Raw genomic sequence first — 24,224 nt, forward strand, 5'->3', positions numbered from 1 at the left:
CCCTGCTCGCCTCCGCTGCCCTCCTCCGCGCACGACCACCCCGCCCCGCCCCGCGATGCGGCACACTGGACGTTTGGCCGCATCCGTGGCCGCACCCCGCAGAAAGGGCCGAAGCGCGTGACCGGACCCCTCATCGTCCAGAGCGACAAGACGCTGCTCCTCGAGGTCGACCACGACCAGGCGGACGCCTGCCGTCGTGCCATCGCGCCGTTCGCGGAGCTGGAGCGTGCGCCCGAGCACATCCACACGTACCGGGTCACCCCGCTCGGGCTGTGGAACGCCCGCGCCGCCGGGCACGACGCCGAGCAGGTCGTCGACGCCCTGGTCGAGTACTCCCGCTACCCCGTGCCGCACGCGCTCCTGGTCGACATCGCCGAGACGATGGCGCGGTACGGGCGGCTCACCCTGTCCAAGCACCCCGTGCACGGGCTCGTGCTCACCAGCACCGACCGGCCCGTGCTGGAGGAGATCCTCCGGTCGAAGAAGGTCCAGCCGCTGGTCGGGGCCCGCATCGATCCGGACACCGTGGCCGTCCACCCCTCCGAGCGCGGGCAGGTCAAGCAGACCCTGCTCAAGCTGGGGTGGCCCGCCGAGGACCTTGCCGGTTACGTCGACGGCGAGGCCCATCCGATCGAGCTCGCCGAGGACGGCTGGGCACTGCGGCCGTACCAGAAGCAGGCCGTTGAGGGCTTCTGGCACGGTGGGTCGGGCGTTGTGGTGCTGCCCTGCGGGGCCGGGAAGACGCTGGTGGGGGCCGGTGCCATGGCCGAGGCCAAGGCCACCACGCTGATCCTCGTCACCAACACCGTCTCCGCCCGGCAGTGGAAGCACGAGCTGGTGAAGCGGACCTCGCTGACCGAGGACGAGATCGGCGAGTACAGCGGGACCCGCAAGGAGATCCGGCCGGTCACCATCGCCACCTACCAGGTGCTGACCACCCGGCGTAAGGGCGTCTACCCGCACCTGGAGCTCTTCGACTCCCGCGACTGGGGGCTCGTCGTCTACGACGAGGTGCACCTGCTGCCCGCGCCCGTCTTCAAGTTCACCGCCGACCTCCAGGCCCGGCGGCGGCTGGGTCTCACCGCGACCCTGGTGCGGGAGGACGGGCGGGAGTCGGATGTGTTCTCGCTCATCGGCCCGAAGCGGTTCGACGCCCCGTGGAAGGAGATCGAGGCGCAGGGCTACATCGCGCCCGCCGACTGCGTGGAGGTGCGGGTCAACCTCACCGACTCCGAGCGGCTCGCGTACGCGACCGCCGAGACGGAGGAGAAGTACCGGTTCTGCGCGACCACCGCGACCAAGCGGAAGGTCACCGAGGCGCTGGTACGCAAGCACCAGGGCGAGCAGACCCTCGTCATCGGGCAGTACATCGACCAGCTCGACGAGCTGGGGGAACACCTGGACGCGCCCGTCATCAAGGGCGAGACCAGCAACGCCCAGCGCGAGAAGCTCTTCGAGGCGTTCCGCCAGGGCGAGATCAGCGTCCTCGTCGTCTCCAAGGTCGCCAACTTCTCCATCGACCTGCCGGAAGCCACCGTGGCCATCCAGGTCTCCGGAACCTTCGGGTCACGCCAGGAGGAGGCGCAGCGGCTGGGCCGCGTCCTGCGGCCGAAGGCCGACGGGCACGAGGCCCGGTTCTACTCGGTCGTCGCCCGGGACACCATCGACCAGGACTTCGCGGCGCACCGCCAGCGGTTCCTGGCCGAGCAGGGGTACGCGTACCGCATCGTCGACGCGGACGAGCTGCTCGCGGAGAGCTAGCGAGCACGGAGAGGCGCGCGGAGGGGCCTCCTGAGGGCGCGGGATACAGTCGTTCGCATGTCCCCGCGCCCTCCTGACGTCGACGCCGGCGTCACCGGCTTCGGGACCTGGCCGCGTGAGCCCGGCACCGAGACGCGCCGGGCCTCGGCCGTTCCGGCGGGGGCCTCGGCTCCGTTCGTGATCATCTCCGAGTCCCATGTCTCCGGTGTCCCCACCGAGTGGGAGCCGCACACCCACCCCCTGCACGAGCTGGTCTGGGTGCGCGGCGGAACCCTGATGTCCCGGGTCGCGGACCGGGTCTTCACCGTCTCCGAGGGGCAGGGGCTGTGGATGCCCGCCGGGGTGGTGCACGGGGGGCGGCTGACGGCGGGCGTCGCGTTCCACGACGCCTTCTTCGCGCCCGAGCGCACGCCGGTCGCGTTCGACGGGCCGACGGCCATCGACATGACCCCGCTGCTGGAGTCGTTGCTGACCCATCTCGCGCGTACGGATCTCGACGCGGCGGCCCGGGCGCGTGCGGAGTCCGTCGTCTTCGACGTCCTGCTGCCCTCGGAGCGCCAGCTCGCGCTCCAGCTGCCCGGTGACGCCCGGATCGACATGATCGCCGAGGCCCTGCTGGAGGACCCCTCCGACGCCCGGTCGCTGGAGGAGTGGGCGCGGGCGCTCGGCACCAGCGACCGTACGATCGCCCGCGCGTTCCGCCGCTCCACCGGGCTGTCCTTCGCCCAGTGGCGGCAGGCGCTGCGCGTCCACCGGGCGTTGACGCTGCTCGCCGAGGGCTTCGACGTACAGACCGTCGCCCTGTTGCTGGGCTATGCGCAGACCAGCACCTTCATCGCCGCGTTCCGGCGGGTCATGGGGACCACGCCGGGGGCGTTCTCCCTTACGCGTGCGGAGTCCCCGGCCGTCGATGCCGCGCCCCTCGGCATTCCCGGTGTCCGGAACGCCGTATCGGCTGTCGCCAACTCCTGATTGCCGACATCCCGGGCGGAATATAGCCTTCCAGGGACTTAGGCAACCCTTAGTTGTTGCCCGCCGCAGGTGGTCGGCAACAGGTCCCAGGGCCTGTCGGTGACGCGCGGCGTCCGGGGTGCCGTGCGCCCCGCCCCCGCCCTCGATGCGACCGGACCGGACCTTTCCATGTTCAGCAGCCCTTCCCCCGCCGCGGCCGAATCCGCCGACGCCACCTCCCTGAGCGGGCGCCGACTGGTGCTGCGGTACGGAAAGACACCGGTCGTGCACGGCGTCTCGCTCTCCCTGGAGCCCGGTCGCGCGACCGCTCTGGTGGGCCCGAACGGCAGCGGGAAATCGACGCTGCTCCGGTCGCTCGCCCGGCTGCACCCGGTCGACGACGGCGAGGTGGCGCTCGGCGGCCGGGCCGGCGGGCCCGAGCGCGCCGCGTCCCTGCTCAGCGCCCGGGAGTTCGCCCGCGAGGTCACCCTCTTCTCCCAGTCCAGGGCCGCACCGCAGGGCCTGACCGTGGCCGAGGTCGTGGCGTTCGGCCGTCACCCCTACCGGCGCGGGTTCGCCGGGCTGTCCGCCGAGGACCGCGCGGCGGTCGCGTACGCGATGGACGCCACCGGCGTACGGGACATGGCAGACCGGCCCGCCGGGGAGCTCTCCGGCGGCGAGATGCAGCGCGTCTGGCTCGCCGCCTGCCTGGCCCAGAACACCGGTGTCGTGCTGCTCGACGAGCCCACGAACCACCTCGACCTGCGCTACCAGATCGAGACGCTCGACCTGGTGCGCGACCTCGTCGAGGACCACGGGATCGCGGTGGGGGTCGTCCTGCACGACCTCGACCACGCCGCGCGCGTCGCGGACACGCTGGTCCTCATGCGCGCGGGCCGGGTGCACGCCGCTGGCCCGCCAGCCGACGTCCTCACCGCGCGGAACATCCACGAGGTCTACGACATCCGCGTCGAGGCGGGCGTCGACCCGCGCACCGGCCGGGTCCGCATCGACCCCGTCGGACGGCACCCCGCCCCGGCCGCGTCCCCGCCAACGACCACAGCAACGTGAGCACCCGCTTGAACAGCAGCGTGAACAACAGCTTGAGCTACAGCTCGAACAGCAGTGACCGAGAGGACCTTTCATGACCCGCGTCCGCCGTCTGACGGCTTCAGCCGCCACTGGGCTCGCCCTCGCCCTCGCCGCCACGGCCTGCGGCACCACCGACGTCTCCTCCACGACCGGCGCCAAGGCGTCCTCGGCCGCCCCGGCGTCGAAGGACTGCGCCGACGACACCACGGCGACGTCGACGAAGCCGGTGACCCTCACCGACAGCCTCGGCCGGAAGGTGAAGCTCGACAAGCCCGCGAAGCGCGTCGCGGTCCTGGAGTGGCAGCAGGTCGAGGACGCCCTCACGCTCTGCGTCACGCCCGCCGCGGTCTCCGACGCCAAGGGCTACCGGACCTGGGTCAGCGCGGAGAAGCTGCCCGAGGGCGTGACGGACATCGGGACCCGCGAGGAGCCCGACCTCGACACCCTCGCCGCCGCCGACCCCGACCTCGTCGTCGTGGAGGCGTTCGACGCCAAGGACAAGACCCTGGCCGCGCTGGAGAAGCGGGGCATACCGGTCATCGCCACCCGCGGAGCCGACCCCAAGGACCCGATCGGCAACGTGCGGGACGTCTTCAACCTGATCGGCGAGGCGACCGGCCGCACCGAGCGGGCCGCGCAGGTGATCGGGCAGTTCGACGACCACCTCGCCGAGGCCAAGAAGAAGGTGGCCGACGCCGAGCTCCCCACGCAGGACTTCCTGTTCTTCGACGGCTGGCTCCAGGGCGGCAACCTCACCGTCCGCCCGTACGGCGAAGGCGCCCTGTTCACCGCGATCGGCGAGGAGCTGGGCATGAAGTCCGCCTGGACCGACGACATCAACAAGGCGTACGGCGACGGAGGCGTCGACCCCGCCTACGGTCTCGCCCAGACCGACGTCGAAGGGCTGACCGGCGTGGGCAAGGCCAACCTCTTCTACGCCAACGACGAAGGCGCGGGCGGTTATGTGAAGGCGCTGCAGAAGAACCCGGTCTGGAAGTCGCTCCCGGCAGTGAAGGAAGGCCGCGCGCACAGCTTCCCCGCGCGGGTCTGGGGCGCCGGCGGACCGCGCTCGTGCGAGCAGGCGATCGACGCGTACGTCGACGCCATCACCGAGAAGTGAGCGCACCGCCGACAGGTGTGCACGAGCGGGGAAAGGCGTCCCTCCCGGGGCCGGCGGCCGACGCGCCGCCGGCCCCGGCCGCCGCCCCTGCCCCCGGGACCGCTCCCGCTCCCGGCCCCGGCGGCGCGTTCGCCGGGGCCGCCGTCCTCGTGCTCCTCGCCGCCGCGATCGTGCTGGTGGGCCTCTGGCACCTGACGCAGGGCACCTCCGGCGCGGGCATGTGGGACATCGTCCGGTACGTCGGCGGGGCCCGGGAGAACGTCGGCGGTGTGCCGGTCGGGGACATCGTCGCCGGATCCCGGCTGCCCCGGCTGCTCGCGGGCGTGGCGGTGGGCTTCGCCCTCGGCGCGGCCGGGGCGCTGCTCCAGTCCGTCACCCGTAACGCGCTCGCCTCCCCCGACACCCTCGCCGTCACCGCCGGGGCCTACTTCACGCTGTCGTGCGTCGCCGCCTTCGGGCTCACCGTGCCGCTGTGGGCCTCGGGCGCCGTCGCCTTCGCGGGCGGGCTGCTCGCGGCGGTCCTCGTGCTGGCCCTCACCGGCCGTACGGCGGGCACCTCCGGCACCCGTCTCGTCCTGGCCGGTTCGGCGACGGCGATGGCGCTGGACGCGGCGACCGCGATGCTGCTCATCCTGTTCGACCGCAACACCACCGGCCTCTTCGCCTGGGGCAGCGGCTCCCTCGCCCAGCTCAACATCGACGCCTCCACGCGGGCGCTTCCGCTCGTCGCCGTCGTCCTGTGCGTGGCCCTCGCGCTCTCCCGGAAGCTGGACGTGCTGCGCCTCGGCGAGGACACCGCGTCCTCCCTCGGCGTGCCGATCCGGGCGACCCGGGTGACCGCCGTGCTCTGCGCCGTCCTCCTGACCAGCACGGCCGTGACGCTCGCGGGCCCCATCGCCTTCGTCGGGCTCGGCGCTCCGGTGCTGGCCCGGCTGATCGCCGTACGCGTCCGGGGACTGCACCGGCACGCCCTGCTCGTCCCGGGGGCCGGGCTGCTCGGCGCACTCCTCGTGCTGCTCGCGGACGCGTCGCTGCGCGCGCTGCTCGGCGCGGAGGGGGCCGCCTCCGTACCCACGGGTGTGCCGACCGCGCTGCTCGGGGCCGCCGTGATCGTGGCCCTCGCGCTCCGCCTCCGGGACGCGGGGCCGGTCCGGCAGCCTCCACAGGCGCGGGCCGCGAGCCGGTCGCGCCGGTCGTTCCTCCTCGTCGTGAGCGCCGCGGTGGTGCTCCTGGCCGGGGCCGTGCTCGTCGGGATCCTCGCCGGGAGCCTCTGGCTGCGCACCGGCGACCTGGTGCTCTGGGTCCAGGGCACCGCACCGGACCTGGTCGGGCGCGCGCTCGACGACCGGATGCCCCGGGTGGCCGCGGCGGTGCTCGCGGGCGCGGCCCTCGGGCTGGCCGGCTGCGCCGTGCAGAGCGCGGTACGCAATCCGCTGGCGGAACCCGGCGTGCTCGGCATCACCTCGGGCGCCGGGCTCGGCGCGGTGGTCGTGGTGACGTCGGACCTGCCCGGCGGACAGCCGGTGCTCATCGCCGCCGCCGTCGCGACCGGGCTCGCCACCTTCGCGCTGATCGCCCTGCTGGCCTGGCGCGGCGGCTTCCTGCCCGACCGGTTCGTCCTGATCGGCATCGGCTGCGGTTACGGGCTCAGCGCCGTCTCCACCTTCCTGCTGCTGCGCGCCGACCCGTGGAACACCCCGCAGATCTTCACCTGGCTCTCGGGCACGACCTACGGGCGCGCGTTCTCCGACGTCGTACCGGTCGCGGTGGGGCTGCTGCTCGCCCTGCCGCTGCTCCTCGCGATGCACCGTCAGCTCGATCTCCTCGCCGTCGACGAGGACACCCCGCGCATTCTCGGCGTCAGCCCGGCCCGCACCCGGTTCGCCGCGCTCACGATCGCCGCGGTGCTCGCGGCGCTGGGCGTGATCGCGATCGGCGTCGTCGGCTTCGTCGGGCTGGTCGCCCCGCACCTCGCCCGGTCCCTGGTCGGTGCCCGGCACGGCCGCGCGATACCGGTCTCGATGCTGCTGGGCGGGGTGCTGGTCTGTGTGGCCGACACCCTGGGCCGCACGGTCGTCGCCCCGGCCCAGGTGCCCGCCGGGCTGATGGTCGCCCTGGTCGGCGCCCCCTACTTCGTCTGGCTGCTGCGGAGGTCCCGCGCATGACGTCGGCGTACGCCGTGCTCCCGTACGACCCCACCTCGTGGCCACAGGCGCTGCGGCGGATCGCCCGCCCCGACATCCTGGAGCGCTGGGGCGCGGTGGACCGGTCACCGCACGCTCCGCGCCTGGTGGCCGTTCCCGACAGCGGCGACGGCGGCGGTGACCGCGACGGCTGGTCGGCTGCCGCGCTGGTGACCGCGCGGCCCGGCACCGCCTACGTGAAGATCGTCGATGCCGTGGGGGACATACCCGCGGCGGTCGACGCGGTCGTCTCGTACGCGGACGAGCAGGGCCTCGCCCAGGTCGCCTGGGAGGGCTGGACGGTGAGCGCCGAGGACGCGGCGGCCGCCGGGTTCGCTCCGCTGCGGCTGCCGCTCACGCACGGGCGGGAGGAGGCGGACGAGCCGGCCGGGCCCGGGTCCGGGTATGTGCGGTGGACGGCCGGGGACGGCATCGCGGAGCCGCCGCCGTACTACCGGCAGAGCACCCACTTCACCTGCGGGGCCGTCACCGCCCTGCTCGCCCAGGTCCGGGCAGGCGTGGAGCCCTGGCATGCCCTCGACCGCGAGGCGGAGCTGACGCTCTGGCGGGACGCGACCAACTTCCCCGCGTGCGAGCCCGTGGGGCTCGGGGTCGCGGTCCGCCGCCGGTGGCCGACGGCGTCGGTCGAGGTCTTCCTCGACACGGACGAGCCCGTGCTGCTGGACCATCTGTCCGGGAGCGAGCGGGAGTGGCGGGCGGTGCTCCAGCGGGCGTCACGGTCGGACGCGCGGCGGTCCGGGGTGCCGGTCAGCAGTCGGCGGCTGTCCCTGACCGGGCTGCGGGAGGCGATCGGCCGGCGGCGGCAGCACGTGCTGCTGCTCGTCTCGCTGACCACCATGCAGGGGTTCGACGTACCGCACTGGGTGCTGTGCCACGGGGTGGTCCCGGGTGCGGTGGTGCTGGAGGATCCGTGGTTCAACGCGGCGGCGGGAGAGACCTGGGTCGACGCCCATCTGCTGCCCGTTCCCGACGCGTCGCTCGACGCGATGTCGCTGCTCGGGCAGGAGCGGGTGCGGGGCGCCGTGCTCATCGGACGCGGCTGAGGTCCGGCGGCGGTGACAAGGAGCCCGGGGCGGGGGCAGCCCGGGCGGCGGCCCGGCGGTTCGCGGGACGGTCAGCGGCCGCGGCCGACGACGCCCGCCTCTTCCGCGTACTCCCCCAGGACGACGACGCCGAACGCCGTCGTCACGAACACCTTCACGGCGCGCAGCGCGTCGCCGACGCGGTGGGGTCGGTGGTCACCGGTCGCCGCGGTCGCGCCGTGCGCGGGGCCGGTCGTGCGTGGGTTCAGGGTGGCTGTGCTCATGTATCCATGGTGCTCCCGTCACCCGTTCGGGCGCGTCGGCCCGCAGACGGAACCCCGTGAGCGGGCGCGTAGGTCTGCGGTGCCATGCCGGGGCCCGACGTCCCCTACGGGTACCCCTGGCACCGCCACCTCCGGCGGAGCCCGTATTCCGTTTCGACCGCGCCCCGCCCTGTGGCTACAATCGCCGGTCTGCCCGCCTCCCGAACCGTGGTACCGGCCTTTCGTTGCCGGCAGCCGGGGGAGCGCCGCCGGCCGGACGGAAACCGGCCGACAACCACGCGAACCAACCTTCCGAGCGGACCGCCCTGCTCCGGCCCCAGCCGGTACCGGCGCGCGGTCCGCCGTCCTGCGTTGAAGAGCCGGAGGCATCACCGTGCCCGCGCACGTAGCAGAAAGCGATTCCACCCTCGATCCCCTGGCGCACGAACGCGCCCATCTCGCCGCGTCCCGCGCCGCACTGCGCGGGATGCGCGAGGACGTCCAGGCCCTCGACATCCGCGATGTCACCGCGAACTGGGTCAACGCCGAAGTGCTCCAGTCCCAGATCGACGACCGCATCAAGGCGCTCGCCGATCTCTCGCACACCCCGCTGTTCTTCGGCCGCCTCGACTATCTGCACGCCGTCGGCGGCGAGCTGGCCGAGGGGGCGGACGGCGAGCGGTTCTACATCGGCCGCCGCCATGTCCACGACGCCGCCGGCGACCCGATGGTCATCGACTGGCGTGCGCCGGTCTCCCAGCCGTACTACCAGGCGTCCCGGAAGAACCCCCAGGACGTCGGGCTCCGCCGCCGCTTCGGCTACACGGCCGGCGAGCTGACCGCGTACGAGGACGAGCACCTCACCGACCCCGCCGAGGACGGCCCCGGGGCCGAGCACACCAGCCGGCTCCTCCAGGCGGAGATCGAGCGGCCGCGCGTCGGCCCGATGCGCGACATCGTCGCCACCATCCAGCCCGAGCAGGACGAGATCGTCCGCAGCGGCCTCGGCGGCACCGTCTGCGTGCAGGGCGGGCCCGGCACCGGGAAGACCGCCGTCGGTCTGCACCGCGTCGCGTTCCTCCTCTACGCGCACCGCGAGCGGCTCGCCCGCACCGGCACCCTCGTCATCGGGCCGAACCGTTCCTTCCTGCACTACATCGAGCAGGTCCTGCCCGCCCTCGGCGAGCTGGAGGTGAAGCAGGCCACCGTCGACGACCTGGTGCGCACCGGCGTCGAGGTCCGGGGCGAGGACGAGGCGGCCACCGCCGTCGTCAAGGGCGACGCCCGCATGGCCGAGGTGCTGCGGCGGGCCATCCGCTCCCATGTGACCGCCCCCGCCGAGCCCGTCGTCGTGGTGCGCGGGTCCCGGCGCTGGCGGGTGCCGGTGTACGAGATCCAGGAGATGGTCGACGAGCTGCTGGCCCGCGACATGCGGTACGGGGCGGCGCACGAGGCGCTGCCGCAGCGGATCGCGCACGCCGTCCTCGTACGGATGGAGGAGGCCGGGGAGGCGCCCGACGACCGGGTGCAGAACGCCGTGGCCCGCAACCCCGCCGTGAAGGCGGCCGTCAAGGCGGTCTGGCCCGCCGTGGACCCGGCGAAGCTGGTGCTGCGGCTGCTCTCCGACGCGGAGTTCCTGGCCGCGCACGCGGAAGGCCTGCTGAGCGAGGACGAGCAGAAGCGGCTGCTGTGGGCGAAGCCCGCCCGCAGTGTGAAGTCCGCGAAGTGGTCGGCGGCGGACGCCGTGCTGATCGACGAGGCGGGCGACCTGATCGCCCGTACGCACTCGCTCGGCCATGTCGTGCTCGACGAGGCGCAGGACCTCTCCCCCATGCAGTACCGGGCGGTGGGGCGGCGCTGCTCGACCGGTTCGGCCACCGTCCTCGGCGACCTCGCGCAGGGGACGACGCCGTGGTCCACGGAGAGCTGGGGCGAGGCGCTGTTCCACCTGGGCAAGGCGGACGCGGTGGTGGAGGAGCTGACGGCCGGTTTCCGTGTGCCGCGCGAGGTCATCGCGTACGCCTCCCGGCTGCTGCCCGCGATCTCGCCGGGTCTTGCGGCGGTGGAGTCGGTGCGTGAGTCGCCGGGCTCCCTGGTCGTACGGGAGGTGGCGTCGGCGGAGGGGCTGAACGCGGCCGATGTGCTGGATTCCGCCGTCGTCGCCGCCTGCGAGGAGTCGCTCGGCCACGAGGGGTCGATCGGGCTGATCGCCGCCGACGCCCGGATCCCGGCGCTGGGCGCGGCCCTGACGGCGGCGGGCCACGCGTATCTCTCCCCCGGTGAGGAGACGACCGCCGCGTCCCGGCTGACGCTGGTGCCCGCGTCGCTCGCCAAGGGCCTGGAGTACGACTACGTGGTGCTCGACGAACCGGCGGCCGTGGTCGACGGCGAACCGGATGAGCGGACCGGGCTGCGGCGGCTGTACGTGGCGCTGACCCGTGCGGTGTCGGGGCTGACCGTGCTGCACGCGGCCCCGTTGCCGGAGGTGCTGGTTCAGGCGTAGGGCCCGGGGGCGGGGAGTGGAAACAATTGTTTCCAATCACCCCCGCCCCCGATCAGGCCTCAGGCGTCCAGCGCCTCGCGCCACTCCCGTACCGCTGCCGCGTCCACCGGCGCCGACCAGCCCCGGGGCCGGGCCGCGCCGCCGATGTGGAACGCGTCGATCCCCGCCGCGAGCAGCTGCGGCAGGTGGTGCAGGTGGAGCCCGCCGCCGACCAGGACCTGCGCCTCGTATCCGGGCTCGCCGGTACGGGCCGCCTCGGCCAGGAGCGTCGGGATGCCGGCGTCCACCCCGGCCGCCGAACCCGCCGTGAGGAACGTGTCGAGCCCGGGCAGGTCCGCGAGCTGCTTGCGCAGGGCGTCGCGGTCGGCGGCCCGGTCGATCGCCCGGTGGAACGTCCACCGGCAGCCGTCCAGTTCGGCGACGAGCCGTTCGACGGCGACGAGGTCGGGGTGGCCCTCCTCGTCGAGGAAGCCGAGCACGAACTCGTCGGCCCCCGCCTCCCGCATCTCGCGGGCCTTGCCGACCAGTACATCGATGTCACCGGCGGCGAAGCCGTCCGCCACCCTGAGCATCACGCGCAGCGGGATGTCCACGGCGGACCTGATCGCCGTGAAGGTCTCCCGTGACGGTGTCAGACCGTCGGCGGCCATGTCGGTGACCAGTTCGAGGCGGTCTGCACCACCGGCCTGGGCAGCGACCGCGTCCTCCGCGTCGAGAGCGATCACCTCCAGGACTGCACGGTTGCTCATGGGTCCCCATTCCTCCGATACACAGCTATAGGTCTAGTCCAATGGCCAGCCTACGGGTCGGTAGACGGACAGCCCAGCCCTCTATCTCAACGCACGACCGCGGCGGCGCGCGAGCCGACCCCGCGAACGAGTGACCCGCCCCTTCGACAGCCCTTCGACATCCCTGCGGCAACCCCTTCCGTCACACCTTGCACTTCATAGGGGCGGGGGGTATATATGGGGAGAGAAAGAGATACCCCCTAGGGGTATTAGGACGGCTCCAGGGAGGACCCCGTGTCCGCGCACTCCGCCACCACCGCCAGTACCGCCGCCGGCTCCGACGCCGGCGCCACCGCGGTCGAGCTCGCGATCGGCGGGATGACCTGCGCTTCGTGCGCGGCCCGTATCGAGAAGAAGCTCAACCGGATGGACGGCGTCGAGGCCACCGTGAACTACGCCACCGAGAAGGCGAAGGTCACCTACCTGGGCGCCGACGTGTCCGTCGACGACCTGATCGCGACCGTCGAGGCCACCGGCTACACCGCCCGGCCACCCGCACCACCCGCGCCGCCCGCCTCCTCCGGGAGCAACGGTACGGAGACGGCGGGCGCGGCCGGCCTGGCGGGTTCGGCGGCGGAGGGCGCGGACGACGACGGGCTCACCACCCTGCGCCAGCGCCTGGTCACCGCCGTACTCCTGTCCGTCCCGGTGATCGCGATGGCGATGGTCCCGGCGCTCCAGTTCGACTACTGGCAGTGGCTCTCCCTGACGCTGGCCGCACCAGTCGTCACCTACGCTGCCTGGCCGTTCCACCGGGCCGCCTGGACCAACGCGAAGCACGGCGCGGCGACGATGGACACGCTGATCTCCGTCGGCACGTCGGCCGCGTTCCTGTGGTCGTTGTGGGCGCTGTTCTTCGGGACCGCGGGCATGGTCGGGATGACGCACCCCTTCGAGCTGACCATCGCCCGCAGCGACGGCGCCGGGAACATCTACCTGGAGGCCGCGGCCGGGGTGACGGCGTTCATCCTCGCCGGGCGCTACTTCGAGGCACGTTCCAAGCGGAAGGCCGGGGCGGCGCTGAAGGCGCTGATGGAGCTGGGGGCGAAGGAGGTCACGGTCCTGCGCGACGGCGTCGAGACGACGATCCCGACCGCCGCGTTGCAGGTCGGAGACCGCTTCCTGGTCCGTCCCGGGGAGAAGATCGCGACGGACGGGACCGTGGTCGAGGGCTCCTCCGCCGTGGACGCCTCGATGCTCACCGGCGAGTCCGTACCCATCGAGGTCACCACCGGCGACACCGTCACCGGCGCCACCCTCAACGCCGGCGGACGCCTCCTCGTCGAAGCCACCCGCGTCGGCTCCGACACCCAACTCGCCCGCATGGCCCGCCTCGTCGAAGACGCCCAGAACGGAAAGGCGTCGGCCCAGCGCCTCGCCGACCGCATCTCCGCCGTCTTCGTCCCCATCGTCATCGCCCTCGCCCTCGCCACCCTCGGCTTCTGGCTCGGCAACAACGCCGGACTCACCGCAGCCTTCACCGCAGCCGTCGCCGTCCTCATCATCGCCTGCCCCTGCGCCCTCGGCCTCGCCACACCCACCGCCCTCATGGTCGGCACCGGCCGCGGCGCCCAACTCGGCATCCTCATCAAAGGTCCTGAGGTCCTGGAGACCACCCGCCGAGCCGACACCATCGTCCTCGACAAGACCGGCACCGTCACCACCGGCCGCATGACCCTCCAGACCACCCACACCGCGGACACCACCACCGAGGCCGAAGTGCTGCGGCTGGCGGGCGCGTTGGAGAACTCCTCCGAACACCCCATCGCCCAGGCCGTGGCCACCGCCGCGACCGACGCCACCGGCCCGCTGCCCACCCCCGAGGACTTCCAGAACGTCCCCGGACTCGGCGTCCAGGGCATCGTCGAGGGCCACGCCGTCCTCGTCGGGCGCGAACAGCTGCTGGCCGAGTGGGAGATCCGGCTCCCCGCCCACCTCGCCGAGGCGAAGAAGGCCGCCGAGGCGGCCGGGCGTACCGCGATCACCGTCGCCTGGGACGGCGAGGCGCGCGCGGTGCTGGAGGTCGCCGACGCGGTGAAGGACACCAGCGCCGAGGCCGTCCGCCGGCTCCGTGACCTCGGCCTCACCCCGATCCTCCTCACCGGCGACAACCGGGCCGTGGCGGAGGCCGTGGCCGCCGAGGTCGGCATCGACGAGGTGTACGCGGAGGTCATGCCGCAGGACAAGGTCGATGTGGTCAAGCGCCTTCAGGCAGAGGGCCGTTCGGTCGCGATGGTCGGGGACGGGGTCAACGACGCCGCCGCCCTCGCCCAGGCCGACCTGGGCCTCGCGATGGGCACGGGCACCGACGCCGCCATCGAGGCGAGCGACCTGACTCTCGTCCGTGGCGACCTCAACGCCGCCGCCGACGCGATCCGCCTCTCCCGCCGCACCCTCTCCACCATCCGTACCAACCTCTTCTGGGCCTTCGCCTACAACGTCGCCGCCCTCCCGCTGGCCGCCGCCGGACTCCTCAACCCGATGATCGCCGGGGCCGCGATGGCGTTCTCCTCCGTCTTCGTGGTCGGCAACTCCCTGCGGCTGCGCACCTTCAAGGGCGCGTGAGGCCCTGGGTGCGGAACCTGAGCGCGGCGGGGGCCACTCGGTCCCGCCGCGCTCAGGCACGTACGAAACGCAGCCCGGTTCCCGGCACCGCCTGCGCCGCCGCGGCGAGGGACGGTTCGGGGACGACGCCGACGACCGGGTAACCGCCGGTCGTCGGATGGTCGTTGAGGAAGACCACGGGCCGGCCGTCCGGAGGCACCTGGATCGCGCCCAGCACCATGCCCTCGCTGGGCAGTTCGCCCGTACGGGACCGCTCCAGCGCCGGGCCCTCCGTCCGCAGCCCGATGCGGTTGCTGTCCGGCGAGACCCGGTAGGCGGCGGTGAGGAGCGTACGGAGCGCGGCCTCGGTGAACCAGTCGTGCCGGGGCCCGGGGTGGACCGGGAGCACCAGCTCGGTGGGGGCGCCCGGCCAGGGAACGGGCCCGGCGGGCGGCGGCGGAGCGCCCGACGCCTGTTCGCCCAGCGGGAGTTCGTCGCCCTCGCTCAGCGGGGCGGGGCCGAGCCCCGAGAGAAGGTCCGCCGAACGGCTGCCCAGCACCGCTTCCGGCACCAGCCCGCCCGCGAACGCCAGGTAGCTCCGGAGTCCGGTCCCGGCGGGGCCCGCGTCCAGCACCGCACCCGCGGGCACCCGCACCGGCGCGCCCCACGCCACCGGCCGCCCGTCGACCGTCACCCGGCAGCCCGCCCCGCCGACGACGGCCACGACCGGCCGGTCCGGGCGGACCGCGCACCCGGTGAGCGTGGTCTCCAGGACGGCGGCGTCCGGCGGATTGCCCAGCAGCCGGTTGGCCAGCCGGGCGGCGGGCGCGTCCAGAAACCCGGCACGCCCGACCCCGAGATGCGCCCAGCCGGGCCGGCCCGCGTCCTGCACGGTGGTCAACGCCCCGGCCCGGACGACGTACAGGCGGGAGGAGACGGGCGAGCGGCCGGTGGCGTGGGGCGCGCCGGTGGCGTGGGGCGCGCCGGTGGCGTGGGGCGCGCCGGTGGCGTGGGGCATTCCGGTGGCGTGGGGCGGCCTCATGCGCCCGCCGCCGGAGGACTCGGGAACCCGCCGGTTGCTGGAGAGCTCGGGAACCCGCCGGTCCCGCCCGCCGCCGGAGGACTCGGCACCACACCGCCCCCGCCCGCCGCCCGAGGACTCGGCACCACACCACCGGCGCCCTCCTCCACCGCCACGAACCTCACCGGCGCACCCGGCTCCAGCAGCGCCGCCCGTTCCCGGCCCGGGTTCCACAGCGCGCCCGGGTCCGGCGTCCGCCCGATGATCTGCCAGCCGCCGGGCGAGGGGCGCGGGTACACCCCGGTGTAGGGCCCGGCGAGGGCCACCGCCCCGGCCGGGACCCGGGTGCGCGGGGTCGTGCGCCGGGGCACGTGCAACGGCTCGGGCAGCCCGGTGAGGTAGCCGAACCCGGGGGCGAACCCGCAGAACGCCACCCGGAACGCGGTGCGGGAGTGCACGACGCCCACCTCGGCGGCCGGGACGCCCCAGAGCGCGGCGACCTCGTCCAGATCGGGGCCGTCGTAGACGACGGGGATCTCCACCGTGTCGCCGCCCGCCCGACGCGGCGGCGGTATCCGCCAGGAGACCAGCTCCCGGGCGAACCGGTCCCGCGCTCCGGGCGTACTCTCCTCGATCCCGTCGAGCAGGACGGTCCGGGCGGCCGGGACGATCTCGCGTACGGCGGGGAGTTCACCGCGCTCGCGGCGGCGGAGCAGTTCGGCGTGGAAGGCCTCGGCGTGCTCGCCGTCGGCCAGCTCGACGAGCAGCGCGTGCGGCCCGGCGGGCAGGACGCGTACGCCGCCCGAACCCGTACCCCTGCTCGTCCCCGCCCCCGAACCCGTACCCCTACTCGTCCCCGTACCGCCCGGGCCGTTCACACGAACGCCCGTACCGCGACGCCCGCTTCCTCCAGCGCGGCCCGCACCCGGCGCGCGAGGGCCGCCGCGCCCGGGGTGTCGCCGTGGACGCAGAGCGAGCGCGCCGAGACGGGTATCCGGCTGCCGTCGGACCCGGTCACGGCCCGCTCGACGGCCATGCCGACGCTCCGGCGTACGACGTCGTCCGCGTCGTGCACCACCGCACCCGGTTCACCGCGCGGTACGAGGGTGCCCTGCGGGGTGTACGCGCGGTCGGCGAAGGCCTCCTCCACGGCGGGCAGTCCGGCGTCGGCCGCGTGGGCGAGCAGCCGCGACCCGGGCAGCCCGAGCATCGCCAGGTTCCCGCCCGCGAGCCGGACGCCCGCGACGACGGCGGCGGCCTGGTCGTCGTCCCAGACGGCCCGGTTGTAGAGCGCGCCGTGCGGTTTGACGTACGAGACGACGGACCCGGCGGACTCCGCGAAGACCCGCAACGCGCCTATCTGGTAGGCGATCTCGGCGGTCAGCTCGGCGGCCGGCACATCCATCGACCGGCGGCCGAACCCGGCCAGGTCCCGGTAGGAGACCTGCGCCCCGATCCGTACCCCGCCGGCCGCCGCCGCATCGCAGACCCGCCGCATGACGGAGGCGTCGCCCGCGTGGAAGCCGCAGGCCACGTTGGCGCTCGTGACACAGGCGAGGAGCGCGTCGTCGTCGGTCAGGGTCCAGTTGCCGAAGCCCTCGCCGAGGTCCGCGTTGAGATCCATCATCACGGGCGCACGGTAATGACAGTTCAGCGGAGCGACAAGGGGCGGTCCGGAGGGCGGTACGGGCCGGTACGAGGGCGGTACGGGGGCGGTACCGGTGACGCCACGGGCCCGGCTCGCCCGCCCCCGGAGGGCGTCTAAAGTCGCCCCCATGACGGACAGCCCCCGCCCGCACGAAGCCGCTTCCCGTGACGACGCCGGCCTCCGGCGCCGCTGGCACGACACACTGCTGGCCGCGCGTGCCGGGGCGGACGGACCCGACCCGCTCCCGTACGCCGAGAACCTCCTCGCCCGCTGGGCCGAGCCGCAGCGCCGCTACCACACGACCGCCCACCTGATCACCGTCCTGGACGGCATCGACGCCCTGGCCGGCCACGCCGACGATGTGCACGCGGTACGCCTCGCCGCCTGGTTCCACGACGCGGTGTACCGGCCCGACCGCAGCGAGAACGAGGAGCGCAGCGCCGCCCTCGCCGAGCGGGCGCTGCCCGAGGCGGGGGTGCCGGACGCGGTGACCGCGGAGGTCGCCCGGCTGGTCCGCCTCACCGTCACGCACGACCCGGCGGAGGGCGACCGCAACGGCGAGGTGCTGTGCGACGCCGACCTCGCGATCCTGGCCGGCGGCCCGCAGGCGTACGGGATCTACGCGGCCCAGGTCCGGGAGGAGTACGGCTTCGTGCCCGACGAGGCGTTCCGGGCGGGCCGGGCGGCGGTGCTGCGGCAACTCCTCGACCTGCCCCGGCTGTTCCGTACGCCGTACGGTGCGGCGGAGTGGGAGGCGCGGGCGCGGCACAACCTGACGACGGAGCTGGAGCTGCTGACTTCGGCCGGCACGAGCACGGGCTGACCGCGTGCGGGGCGGCCGGAGCCCGCGAATGTTCCGGTTCGTTCACGGTGTCGTCCCGGTAGAGCCCTGGCCCGACCGGTGAACCCCGGCGAGCGCTAACGTCTCGCATCGCAGATGCACACACTCTGCAAAGGCAGTTCGTTCATCTTTCCGCTCAGATTTCCGCTCATACGACTCCACGGGGGTACGGCGAAATGTCCAAGGGATACGGCAGCACGACGGTCGGCAGATCTTCGCGGCGACGAGTACTGCGGTTGGCCGGGGGCGGCCTCACGATGGCGGTGCTCGGGGCCGGGCTGACCGGTTGCGAGGACGAGTCGGCGACCGGCGGCGAAGGCAGCACGCCGCCGCCGCGCAGCGCCTCTCCCGAGGAGGGCAAGGCGCCGAAGGACGGGCAGGCCCCCGCGCCGCTGTGGACGAGGACGACCTCGGCGCAGACCTACGGCGACAACGACGAACTGGTGGCCGTGGACGGCGTGGTGATCGCGAGCGGCGATCCGCTCGCCGCCCTCGACGCGGCGAGCGGCGAGGAGCGGTGGTCGCTGCCGGGCGGCGCGGTCCCCGGTGCCCCGCTGCTGCTCGGCGACGGCACCCTCTACCTGGCCAGCGGCAAGTACGACGGCAACGTCATCGGCTACGTACCGGGGTCCGGCAAGGAGGCCTGGCGCAGCCACCTGGGCAAGGAGTACCGGCAGCCGAGGCCGGTCGCGGTGGACGCGGGCCAGGTGTACGTCATCGCCGAGATCCTCGAACCCGACAACTCGTCCCACACCAACGTGATCGCCGCGCTGAACAGCAGCACCGGCAAGGTCGTCTGGAAGGAACAGCGCGACCTCGGCACCGAGCAGAACGGCGTGCACGCCGTCGTGCGGGGCCGCTACCTCGTCTACACCGACTTCAAGAAGAACCTCACGGTCCGCGACACCGCCACCGGCCGCCAGGTGTGGACGCAGAAGACGACGAAGACGAGCTACGGGCCGTTCGTCGTCCACCAGGATCTGGTGATCGTCCCGCAGGGTCAGCGGCTCCAGGCGTTCGCCCTGTCCGACGGGTCCGAGAAGTGGTCCGTGGAGACCGAGAAGTTCACCACCTTCCGGGAGCCGAGCCTCGTGGAGGACGTGCTCTACATCGCGGACAGCGGCCGCACGCTGTGGGCCCTCGAGCCGGGCACCGGCAAGAAGGTCTGGCAGTCCACGGCCCTCAAGGACTCGGGCGCACAGGTGCCGCGGCAGTTCGTGAAGGCGGGCGGCGCCCTCTACGGAGCCACCGACCTCGACAAGCAGGGCGGCGTCCACGCCTTCGACGCGAAGACCGGCGCCCTGCGCTGGACGTTCAACGACAAGTCCGGCGACTACCACGCGTGGCTGGTGGCCACCGACGGCAAGCACGTCTTCGCCCTGCACGGGAAGAAGCTGCACGCCCTTCCCGCGTGACGGGGGCACGAACAAGCGTGACGGGCGCGTGAACAAGCGCGCCCTCCTCCCGGCGCCGGGGAATGCGGAGGCGTTCCCCGGCGTTGGGACGAGTCATGCCCGACTCTCTCTCCCGCCGCGCACCCATGCCGCTGGCCGTATACATTCTCGGCCTCTCGGTCTTCGCACTCGGCACCAGCGAGTTCATGCTGTCGGGCCTGCTCCCGCCGATCGCCGACGACATGGACGTGTCGATTCCGCAGGCCGGACTCCTCATATCCGCGTTCGCGATCGGCATGGTGGTCGGCGCCCCGCTGCTGGCCGTCGCCACGCTCCGGCTGCCGCGCCGCACCACGCTGATCGCGCTGATCTCGGTGTTCGGCCTCGGCCAGATCGCCGGTGCGCTGGCCCCGACGTACGAGATCCTCTTCGTCTCCCGGGTGGTGAGCGCGCTCGCCTGTGCGGGCTTCTGGGCGGTCGGCGCGGCCGTGGCCATCGCGATGGTCCCGGTGAACGCGCGGGCGCGGGCGATGGCCGTGATGATCGGCGGCCTGTCCGTCGCGAACGTACTGGGCGTGCCGCTGGGGGCCTTCCTCGGCGAGCACCTCGGCTGGCGTTCGGCGTTCTGGGCGGTCGGCGCGGCCTCGGCGGTGGCCCTGGTCGGCGTCGCCACCCGCATCCCGCACATCCCGCTGCCCGAGAAGAAGCCCGAGCTGAAGCGGGAGCTGGCGATCTACCGGGACCGGCAGGTCTGGCTGGCCATCGTGATCACCGCGCTCGCGGCGGGCGGGGTGTTCTGCGCGTTCAGCTACCTGGCGCCGCTGCTCACGGACGTGGCGGGCCTCGACTCGGGCTGGGTGCCGTGGATCCTCGGCCTGTTCGGCGTGGGCGCGCTGATCGGCACGGTGATCGGCGGCCGGGTCGCGGACGCGCACCTCTTCGGGGTGCTGCTGAGCGGCATCACGGCGTCCACGGTGTTCCTGGTGGCGCTGGCCCTGTTCGCCTCCAGCCAGGTCGCGGTCGTCGCGCTGGCGTTCCTGCTGGGCCTGTCCGCCTTCTTCACGGCCCCCGCGCTGAACGCCCGGATGTTCAACGTGGCCGGGGCCGCCCCGACGCTGGCCGGAGCCACCACGACGGCGGCGTTCAATCTGGGCAACACGAGCGGCCCGTGGCTCGGCGGCACGGTGATCGACCTGGACTTCGGCTTCGCCTCCACGGCCTGGGCGGGCGCGGCGATGACGGTCGTGGCCCTGGCGGCGGTGGGGGTGGCGCTGCACCTCCAGCGCGGCGACGGCGAGGGCGGCCGGTCGCGCTCGCGGCTGATCGCGAAGAGCGCGGCGGCCGGTCGGGGGCGTACGACGGAGGCCGCCCCGCAGGCACGGGTGCCCGCCGCCGAGCGGACCGGTACGGCCGACTGCGTGGCGGGGGCACAGGGGCCGTACCCCACCCAGCCCTGACCCCCGGGACCCTCCGGTCGAACAGCAGCCGAAAAAGACGCTACCGACCAGTAGTGAGTTGTCCACCCGCCCTTCATTATTGAGCGCGAGCATGACAACCCGGCGTCCGATCGCGGCGTACGGGCCATTGGCAGGTTCCCCACCCAGGAGTCCCCATGCATGCAGGCGCCACCATCCAGCGCACCGCTGCGGCGCTGGCCGCGACCTTCGCCCTCGTCGCGGTCCCCGTCGCCTCGGCCGGCGCGACGGAGACGCGGACCCCGGCCCGTACCGCCCCCGCGACCTCCACCTCCACCCTCGCCGCGGACGTCGACTACGGCACCTGGCGGCGGGACGTCGCGGCGGTCGTCGCCGAGGCGCGCCCCTGGATCGAGGCCCGGACGGAGAGCGCCGGGAGCGAGAAGCAGGCGATCGTCCTCGACATCGACAACACCGCGCTGGAGACGCACTTCCACCCGTTCTGGGAGCTGCCCACCCCGGCCGTCGGGGACGTCCGCGAGCTGGCCCGTTACGCCGACTCGCGCGGCGTGGCCGTCTTCTTCGTCACCGCCCGGCCGGGCATCATCCACTCCCTCACGGACTGGAACCTGAAGAAGGCCGGCTACCCGGTCGACGGGCTGTACGTACGCAGCCTGCCCGACCTCTTCGAGGAGGTCAGCGCCTACAAGACCGAGCAGCGGGCCGCGATCGAGGCGAAGGGGTACAAGATCATCGCCAACATCGGGAACAACACCACCGACATCGTCGGCGGCCACGCCGAACGCGGCTTCAAGCTCCCGGACTACGACGGCAAGCTCTCCTAGTCCGGACGGCAAGCTCTCCTAGTCCGGACGAGAGGGGCGGCCCCGCCCAGTCCGTACGAGAGGGGCGGCCCGCCGCTAGGGCGTCGGCCGCCCCTTGGGCCTCCGGAGGCCCGCCGCCGTGAGCCGCCGGACCAGCTCCTTGGAGCCGACCTCCCGCGCCCCGGCCCGTACGGCGTCCGCGTAGTGCGCCTCCGGCACGTCGTAGTGATCGCGCTCGAAGGCGCGCGGCGGGCAGCCGATCGCGGCGGCGAAGGCGTGCAGCTCCTCGAACGACACATCGCTGACCAGGTGCGACCAGAGGCGGCCGTGTCCGGGCCAGGTGGGCGGGTCGATGTAGACCGTCACCGCCGCAGCGCCCCGCCCAGCGCCCCCACCGGCGCGACCGCCACGGCCGCCTTGGTGCACACCCAGTGCGGGTCGGGTCCGAGCTCCGGCTCCACGTCCAGCGCGTGCGGCTCCTCCTCGGTGCAGACGGGGCACAGCGGCCACCGCCCGTACCGTTCCAGCAGCGCGTCCTGCACGTCCTGGGCGACCAGCCCGGCCACGAACTCCGCGCCCTCGGGCCACTGCTCCACCCACCACCGCCGGTGGGTCACCGCGTCCTCGACCAGCGAGACGATGTCCGCCTCGGCGACGTCGCCCGCCGCCAGATCGGCCATGACGAGCGCGCGGGCGGTGTGCAGGGACTGCTCAAGGGGGTTCAACTCCATGCACCCATTGTGCGCGAGGAGCCACCGCGGCCGCCGCCAGAGGTAGGGACCAAAGAGGGGTTGACGGAGCACGAGGTTGAAAATATCTTTCAGATGTGACCAGTGATGTGAAGGAAATTTTCAGCGGCGATTCCCCGCCGGCCCCCGCGGCCCTCGCCGCCAAGGTCCGGACCCTCGCCCCCTCCATGACCCGCTCGATGCAGCTGGTCGCCGAAGCCGTGGCGGGCGACCCGGCCGGTTGCGCCGCCCTCACCGTCACCGGTCTCGCCGAGCTCACCGGCACCAGTGAAGCCACCGTCGTCCGCACCGCGCGTCTCCTCGGCTACCCGGGCTACCGGGATCTGCGGCTCGCGCTGGCCGGCCTCGCCGCGCACCAGGAGTCCGGCCGGGCCCCCGCCGTCACCGCCGACATCGCGGTGGACGACCCGATCGCCGACGTGGTCGCCAAGCTGGCCTACGACGAGCAGCAGACCCTCGCCGACACCGCCGCCGGGCTCGACACCGTACAGCTGGGGGCCGCCGTCGCCGCCGCGTCGACCGCCCGCCGCATCGACATCTACGGCGTCGGGGCGTCCTCCCTCGTCGGCCAGGACCTGGCGCAGAAGCTGCTCCGGATCGGCCTGATCGCCCACGCCCACATGGACCCGCACCTCGCGGTGACCAACGCCGTGCAGCTGCGCAGCGGTGACGTGGCCATCGCGATCACGCACTCCGGCTCCACCGGCGACGTCATCGAGCCGCTGCGGGTCGCCTTCGACCGCGGGGCGACCACGATCGCGATCACCGGGCGGCCCGACGGGCCCGTATCGCAGTACGCGGACCATGTGCTGACCACGTCCACCGCGCGCGAGAGCGAGCTGCGCCCCGCCGCGATGTCGAGCCGGACCAGCCAGCTGCTCGTCGTGGACTGCCTGTTCATAGGCGTAGCGCAGCGGACGTACGAGACCGCCGCGCCCGCCCTGGCCGCCTCCTACGAGGCCCTCGCCCACCGCCACAACCCCCGCACCCGCTGACCGCCCCGGACCGCCGACCACGGACCGCGGGCCACCGGCCACGCACCACCCGTACGCGTACGAGACCGAGTTCGAGAAAGCAGAGCCGCACCCCATGACCTCCACCACCGACGCGAACACCGACGCCACCGGATCGACCGGCTCCACCGGCTCCACCGAGAGCTACGACGCGCTCCGCGCCCAGCTGGCCACCCTCACCACCGAGGCGTTCCGCCCCGAGCTGGCCGAGATCGACCGGCTGGCCACGCAGGAGATCGCCCGGATCATGAACGGCGAGGACGCCACCGTCCCGGCCGCCGTCGCCGAGCGGCTGCCCCAGATCGCCGCGGCGATCGACGCCACCGCCGCGCGCATGGCCCGTGGCGGCCGGCTGATCTACGCGGGCGCGGGCACCGCGGGCCGCCTCGGGGTGCTGGACGCCAGCGAGTGCCCGCCCACCTTCAACACCGACCCGTCCGAGGTCGTCGGCCTGATCGCGGGCGGCCCCTCCGCCATGGTCACGGCCGTCGAGGGCGCGGAGGACAGCAAGGAGCTGGCCGCCGCCGACCTGGACGCGCTGAAGCTGGGCGCGGACGACACGGTGGTCGGCATCTCCGCCTCCGGCCGCACGCCGTACGCGATCGGCGCGGTCGAGCACGCCCGCGCGCAGGGCGCCCTGACCATCGGGCTCTCCTGCAACGCGGACTCCGCGCTCGCCGCGGCGGCCGAACACGGCCTGGAGATCGTCACAGGACCCGAGCTGCTCACCGGCTCGACCCGGCTGAAGGCGGGCACGGCGCAGAAGCTGGTCCTCAACATGATCTCGACGATCACGATGATCCGGCTCGGCAAGACGTACGGGAATCTCATGGTCGACGTACGCGCTTCCAACGAGAAGCTGCGCGCCCGCTCCCGGCACATCGTCTCCCTGGCCACCGGCGCGTCCGACGCCGAGATCGAGGCCGCCCTCACCGCCACCGACGGCGAGGTCAAGAACGCGATCCTGGTCATCCTCGGCCAGGTCGACGGCCCCACCGCCACCGGGCTCCTCACCGAGTCCGACGGCCACCTGCGCGCCGCCCTCGCGGCCGTACGCACCACCTGACCCAC

At 73.5% G+C, this 24,224-nt stretch carries 21 protein-coding genes; 14 read left to right on the top strand and 7 right to left on the bottom strand.

Going from position 1 to position 24,224, the window contains the following annotated elements; genetic code table 11:
- The first annotated feature begins 117 nt into the window (after nt 1–117).
- The 6 genes from G3I54_RS27920 to G3I54_RS27945 all read left to right on the top strand — a co-directional run bounded on the left by G3I54_RS27920 (nt 118) and on the right by G3I54_RS27945 (nt 8,171).
- Nucleotides 118–1,761 (top strand): DNA repair helicase XPB, encoded by a 1,644-nt coding sequence (locus tag G3I54_RS27920; RefSeq protein WP_164618340.1) that lies wholly within the window; start codon nt 118–120, stop codon nt 1,759–1,761.
- A 57-nt stretch (nt 1,762–1,818) separates the two neighbouring features.
- Entirely contained in the window at nt 1,819–2,733 is a 915-nt protein-coding gene (locus tag G3I54_RS27925; RefSeq protein ID WP_164618342.1) for an AraC family transcriptional regulator, read from the top strand.
- A gap of 168 nt (nt 2,734–2,901) precedes the next feature.
- On the top strand, nt 2,902–3,783 hold the full coding sequence (locus tag G3I54_RS27930; RefSeq protein ID WP_164618345.1) for an ABC transporter ATP-binding protein: 882 nt from the start codon (nt 2,902–2,904) through the stop codon (nt 3,781–3,783).
- Nucleotides 3,784–3,856: 73 nt separating this feature from the next.
- A complete protein-coding gene (locus G3I54_RS27935) occupies nt 3,857–4,924 on the top strand; it encodes an iron-siderophore ABC transporter substrate-binding protein (protein ID WP_164618347.1) in 1,068 nt (355 codons plus the stop codon).
- Nucleotides 4,921–7,089: an iron ABC transporter permease gene (locus G3I54_RS27940; protein ID WP_343240441.1), complete on the top strand. Its 2,169-nt coding sequence runs from the start codon at nt 4,921–4,923 to the stop codon at nt 7,087–7,089. The genes G3I54_RS27935 and G3I54_RS27940 overlap by 4 nt, the downstream gene beginning before the upstream one ends.
- Nucleotides 7,086–8,171 (top strand): peptidase C39 family protein, encoded by a 1,086-nt coding sequence (locus tag G3I54_RS27945; protein ID WP_164618349.1) that lies wholly within the window; start codon nt 7,086–7,088, stop codon nt 8,169–8,171. Before G3I54_RS27940 ends, G3I54_RS27945 begins: the two co-directional genes overlap by 4 nt.
- 71 nt (nt 8,172–8,242) lie before the next feature.
- Here G3I54_RS27945 and G3I54_RS27950 read toward each other — a convergent pair whose 3' ends face one another.
- The gene (locus G3I54_RS27950; protein ID WP_086780261.1) at nt 8,243–8,434 is read right to left on the bottom strand and encodes a hypothetical protein; all 192 of its coding nucleotides are present in this window, start codon (nt 8,432–8,434) and stop codon (nt 8,243–8,245) included.
- A gap of 373 nt (nt 8,435–8,807) precedes the next feature.
- Here G3I54_RS27950 and G3I54_RS27955 point away from each other — a divergent pair, with 373 nt between their 5' ends.
- Nucleotides 8,808–10,916 carry an ATP-binding domain-containing protein gene (locus G3I54_RS27955; RefSeq protein WP_164618351.1) on the top strand — a complete coding sequence of 703 codons (2,109 nt, stop codon included), beginning with the start codon at nt 8,808–8,810 and terminating at the stop codon, nt 10,914–10,916.
- Nucleotides 10,917–10,975: 59 nt separating this feature from the next.
- On the opposite strand, the gene G3I54_RS27960 is transcribed toward G3I54_RS27955, so the two are convergent.
- Entirely contained in the window at nt 10,976–11,665 is a 690-nt protein-coding gene (locus G3I54_RS27960) for a copper homeostasis protein CutC (RefSeq protein WP_164618353.1), read from the bottom strand.
- A gap of 273 nt (nt 11,666–11,938) precedes the next feature.
- On the opposite strand from G3I54_RS27960, the gene G3I54_RS27965 reads away from it, so the two are divergent.
- Complete coding sequence (locus G3I54_RS27965; protein WP_343240442.1) at nt 11,939–14,269, top strand: heavy metal translocating P-type ATPase; 2,331 nt, start codon at nt 11,939–11,941, stop codon at nt 14,267–14,269.
- Between the two features lie 52 nt (nt 14,270–14,321).
- On the opposite strand, the gene G3I54_RS27970 is transcribed toward G3I54_RS27965, so the two are convergent.
- From G3I54_RS27970 to G3I54_RS27980, 3 genes are all read right to left on the bottom strand, one after another.
- Nucleotides 14,322–15,266 (bottom strand): biotin-dependent carboxyltransferase family protein, encoded by a 945-nt coding sequence (locus tag G3I54_RS27970; RefSeq protein ID WP_239144610.1) that lies wholly within the window; start codon nt 15,264–15,266, stop codon nt 14,322–14,324.
- Between the two features lie 20 nt (nt 15,267–15,286).
- Nucleotides 15,287–16,057: an allophanate hydrolase subunit 1 gene (locus G3I54_RS27975; protein WP_239144620.1), complete on the bottom strand. Its 771-nt coding sequence runs from the start codon at nt 16,055–16,057 to the stop codon at nt 15,287–15,289.
- 86 nt (nt 16,058–16,143) lie between these two features.
- Entirely contained in the window at nt 16,144–16,893 is a 750-nt protein-coding gene (locus G3I54_RS27980) for a 5-oxoprolinase subunit PxpA (protein ID WP_164618565.1), read from the bottom strand.
- Nucleotides 16,894–17,044: 151 nt separating this feature from the next.
- Here G3I54_RS27980 and G3I54_RS27985 point away from each other — a divergent pair, with 151 nt between their 5' ends.
- From G3I54_RS27985 to G3I54_RS28000, 4 genes are all read left to right on the top strand, one after another.
- Entirely contained in the window at nt 17,045–17,740 is a 696-nt protein-coding gene (locus G3I54_RS27985; RefSeq protein ID WP_164618357.1) for a hypothetical protein, read from the top strand.
- Nucleotides 17,741–17,934: 194 nt separating this feature from the next.
- Entirely contained in the window at nt 17,935–19,173 is a 1,239-nt protein-coding gene (locus G3I54_RS27990) for a PQQ-binding-like beta-propeller repeat protein (protein ID WP_164618359.1), read from the top strand.
- A gap of 125 nt (nt 19,174–19,298) precedes the next feature.
- Entirely contained in the window at nt 19,299–20,609 is a 1,311-nt protein-coding gene (locus G3I54_RS27995; protein WP_239144621.1) for a Cmx/CmrA family chloramphenicol efflux MFS transporter, read from the top strand.
- Nucleotides 20,610–20,764: 155 nt separating this feature from the next.
- Nucleotides 20,765–21,412: an HAD family acid phosphatase gene (locus tag G3I54_RS28000; protein ID WP_164618363.1), complete on the top strand. Its 648-nt coding sequence runs from the start codon at nt 20,765–20,767 to the stop codon at nt 21,410–21,412.
- Nucleotides 21,413–21,487: 75 nt separating this feature from the next.
- Here the strand turns inward: G3I54_RS28000 and G3I54_RS28005 are convergent, their stop codons facing one another.
- Together G3I54_RS28005 and G3I54_RS28010 are read right to left on the bottom strand one after the other, a co-directional pair.
- Nucleotides 21,488–21,757 (bottom strand): DUF4031 domain-containing protein, encoded by a 270-nt coding sequence (locus tag G3I54_RS28005; RefSeq protein WP_164618365.1) that lies wholly within the window; start codon nt 21,755–21,757, stop codon nt 21,488–21,490.
- The gene (locus tag G3I54_RS28010) at nt 21,754–22,122 is read right to left on the bottom strand and encodes a hypothetical protein (protein WP_164618367.1); all 369 of its coding nucleotides are present in this window, start codon (nt 22,120–22,122) and stop codon (nt 21,754–21,756) included. Before G3I54_RS28010 ends, G3I54_RS28005 begins: the two co-directional genes overlap by 4 nt.
- 95 nt (nt 22,123–22,217) lie before the next feature.
- On the opposite strand from G3I54_RS28010, the gene G3I54_RS28015 reads away from it, so the two are divergent.
- The gene (locus G3I54_RS28015) at nt 22,218–23,135 is read left to right on the top strand and encodes a MurR/RpiR family transcriptional regulator (protein ID WP_164618369.1); all 918 of its coding nucleotides are present in this window, start codon (nt 22,218–22,220) and stop codon (nt 23,133–23,135) included.
- 94 nt (nt 23,136–23,229) lie between these two features.
- Nucleotides 23,230–24,219, top strand: coding sequence for an N-acetylmuramic acid 6-phosphate etherase (murQ, locus tag G3I54_RS28020; RefSeq protein ID WP_164618371.1), 990 nt, complete (start codon nt 23,230–23,232; stop codon nt 24,217–24,219).
- Nucleotides 24,220–24,224 lie beyond the last annotated feature (5 nt).

Origin of the sequence: Streptomyces sp. SID14515, from assembly GCF_010548505.1 — a bacterium.
In the GTDB taxonomy this organism is placed as follows: Bacteria; Actinomycetota; Actinomycetes; order Streptomycetales; family Streptomycetaceae; genus Streptomyces; species Streptomyces caviscabies.

Excerpts from the sequence above, each read along its gene's own strand:
- G3I54_RS27930 (WP_164618345.1), top strand. The coding sequence starts at position 2,902 with ATGTTCAGCAGCCCTTCCCCCGCCGCGGCCGAATCCGCCGACGCCACC.
- G3I54_RS27985 (WP_164618357.1), top strand. The coding sequence starts at position 17,045 with ATGACGGACAGCCCCCGCCCGCACGAAGCCGCTTCCCGTGACGACGCC.
- G3I54_RS27950 (WP_086780261.1), bottom strand. The coding sequence starts at position 8,434 with ATGAGCACAGCCACCCTGAACCCACGCACGACCGGCCCCGCGCACGGC.
- G3I54_RS27995 (WP_239144621.1), top strand. The coding sequence starts at position 19,299 with ATGCCGCTGGCCGTATACATTCTCGGCCTCTCGGTCTTCGCACTCGGC.
- G3I54_RS27925 (WP_164618342.1), top strand. The coding sequence starts at position 1,819 with ATGTCCCCGCGCCCTCCTGACGTCGACGCCGGCGTCACCGGCTTCGGG.
- G3I54_RS27990 (WP_164618359.1), top strand. The coding sequence starts at position 17,935 with ATGTCCAAGGGATACGGCAGCACGACGGTCGGCAGATCTTCGCGGCGA.
- G3I54_RS28000 (WP_164618363.1), top strand. The coding sequence starts at position 20,765 with ATGCATGCAGGCGCCACCATCCAGCGCACCGCTGCGGCGCTGGCCGCG.
- G3I54_RS28010 (WP_164618367.1), bottom strand. The coding sequence starts at position 22,122 with ATGGAGTTGAACCCCCTTGAGCAGTCCCTGCACACCGCCCGCGCGCTC.
- murQ (WP_164618371.1), top strand. The coding sequence starts at position 23,230 with ATGACCTCCACCACCGACGCGAACACCGACGCCACCGGATCGACCGGC.
- G3I54_RS27945 (WP_164618349.1), top strand. The coding sequence starts at position 7,086 with ATGACGTCGGCGTACGCCGTGCTCCCGTACGACCCCACCTCGTGGCCA.
- G3I54_RS27980 (WP_164618565.1), bottom strand. The coding sequence starts at position 16,893 with ATGGATCTCAACGCGGACCTCGGCGAGGGCTTCGGCAACTGGACCCTG.
- G3I54_RS27960 (WP_164618353.1), bottom strand. The coding sequence starts at position 11,665 with ATGAGCAACCGTGCAGTCCTGGAGGTGATCGCTCTCGACGCGGAGGAC.
- G3I54_RS27935 (WP_164618347.1), top strand. The coding sequence starts at position 3,857 with ATGACCCGCGTCCGCCGTCTGACGGCTTCAGCCGCCACTGGGCTCGCC.
- G3I54_RS27970 (WP_239144610.1), bottom strand. The coding sequence starts at position 15,266 with ATGCCCCACGCCACCGGCGCGCCCCACGCCACCGGCGCGCCCCACGCC.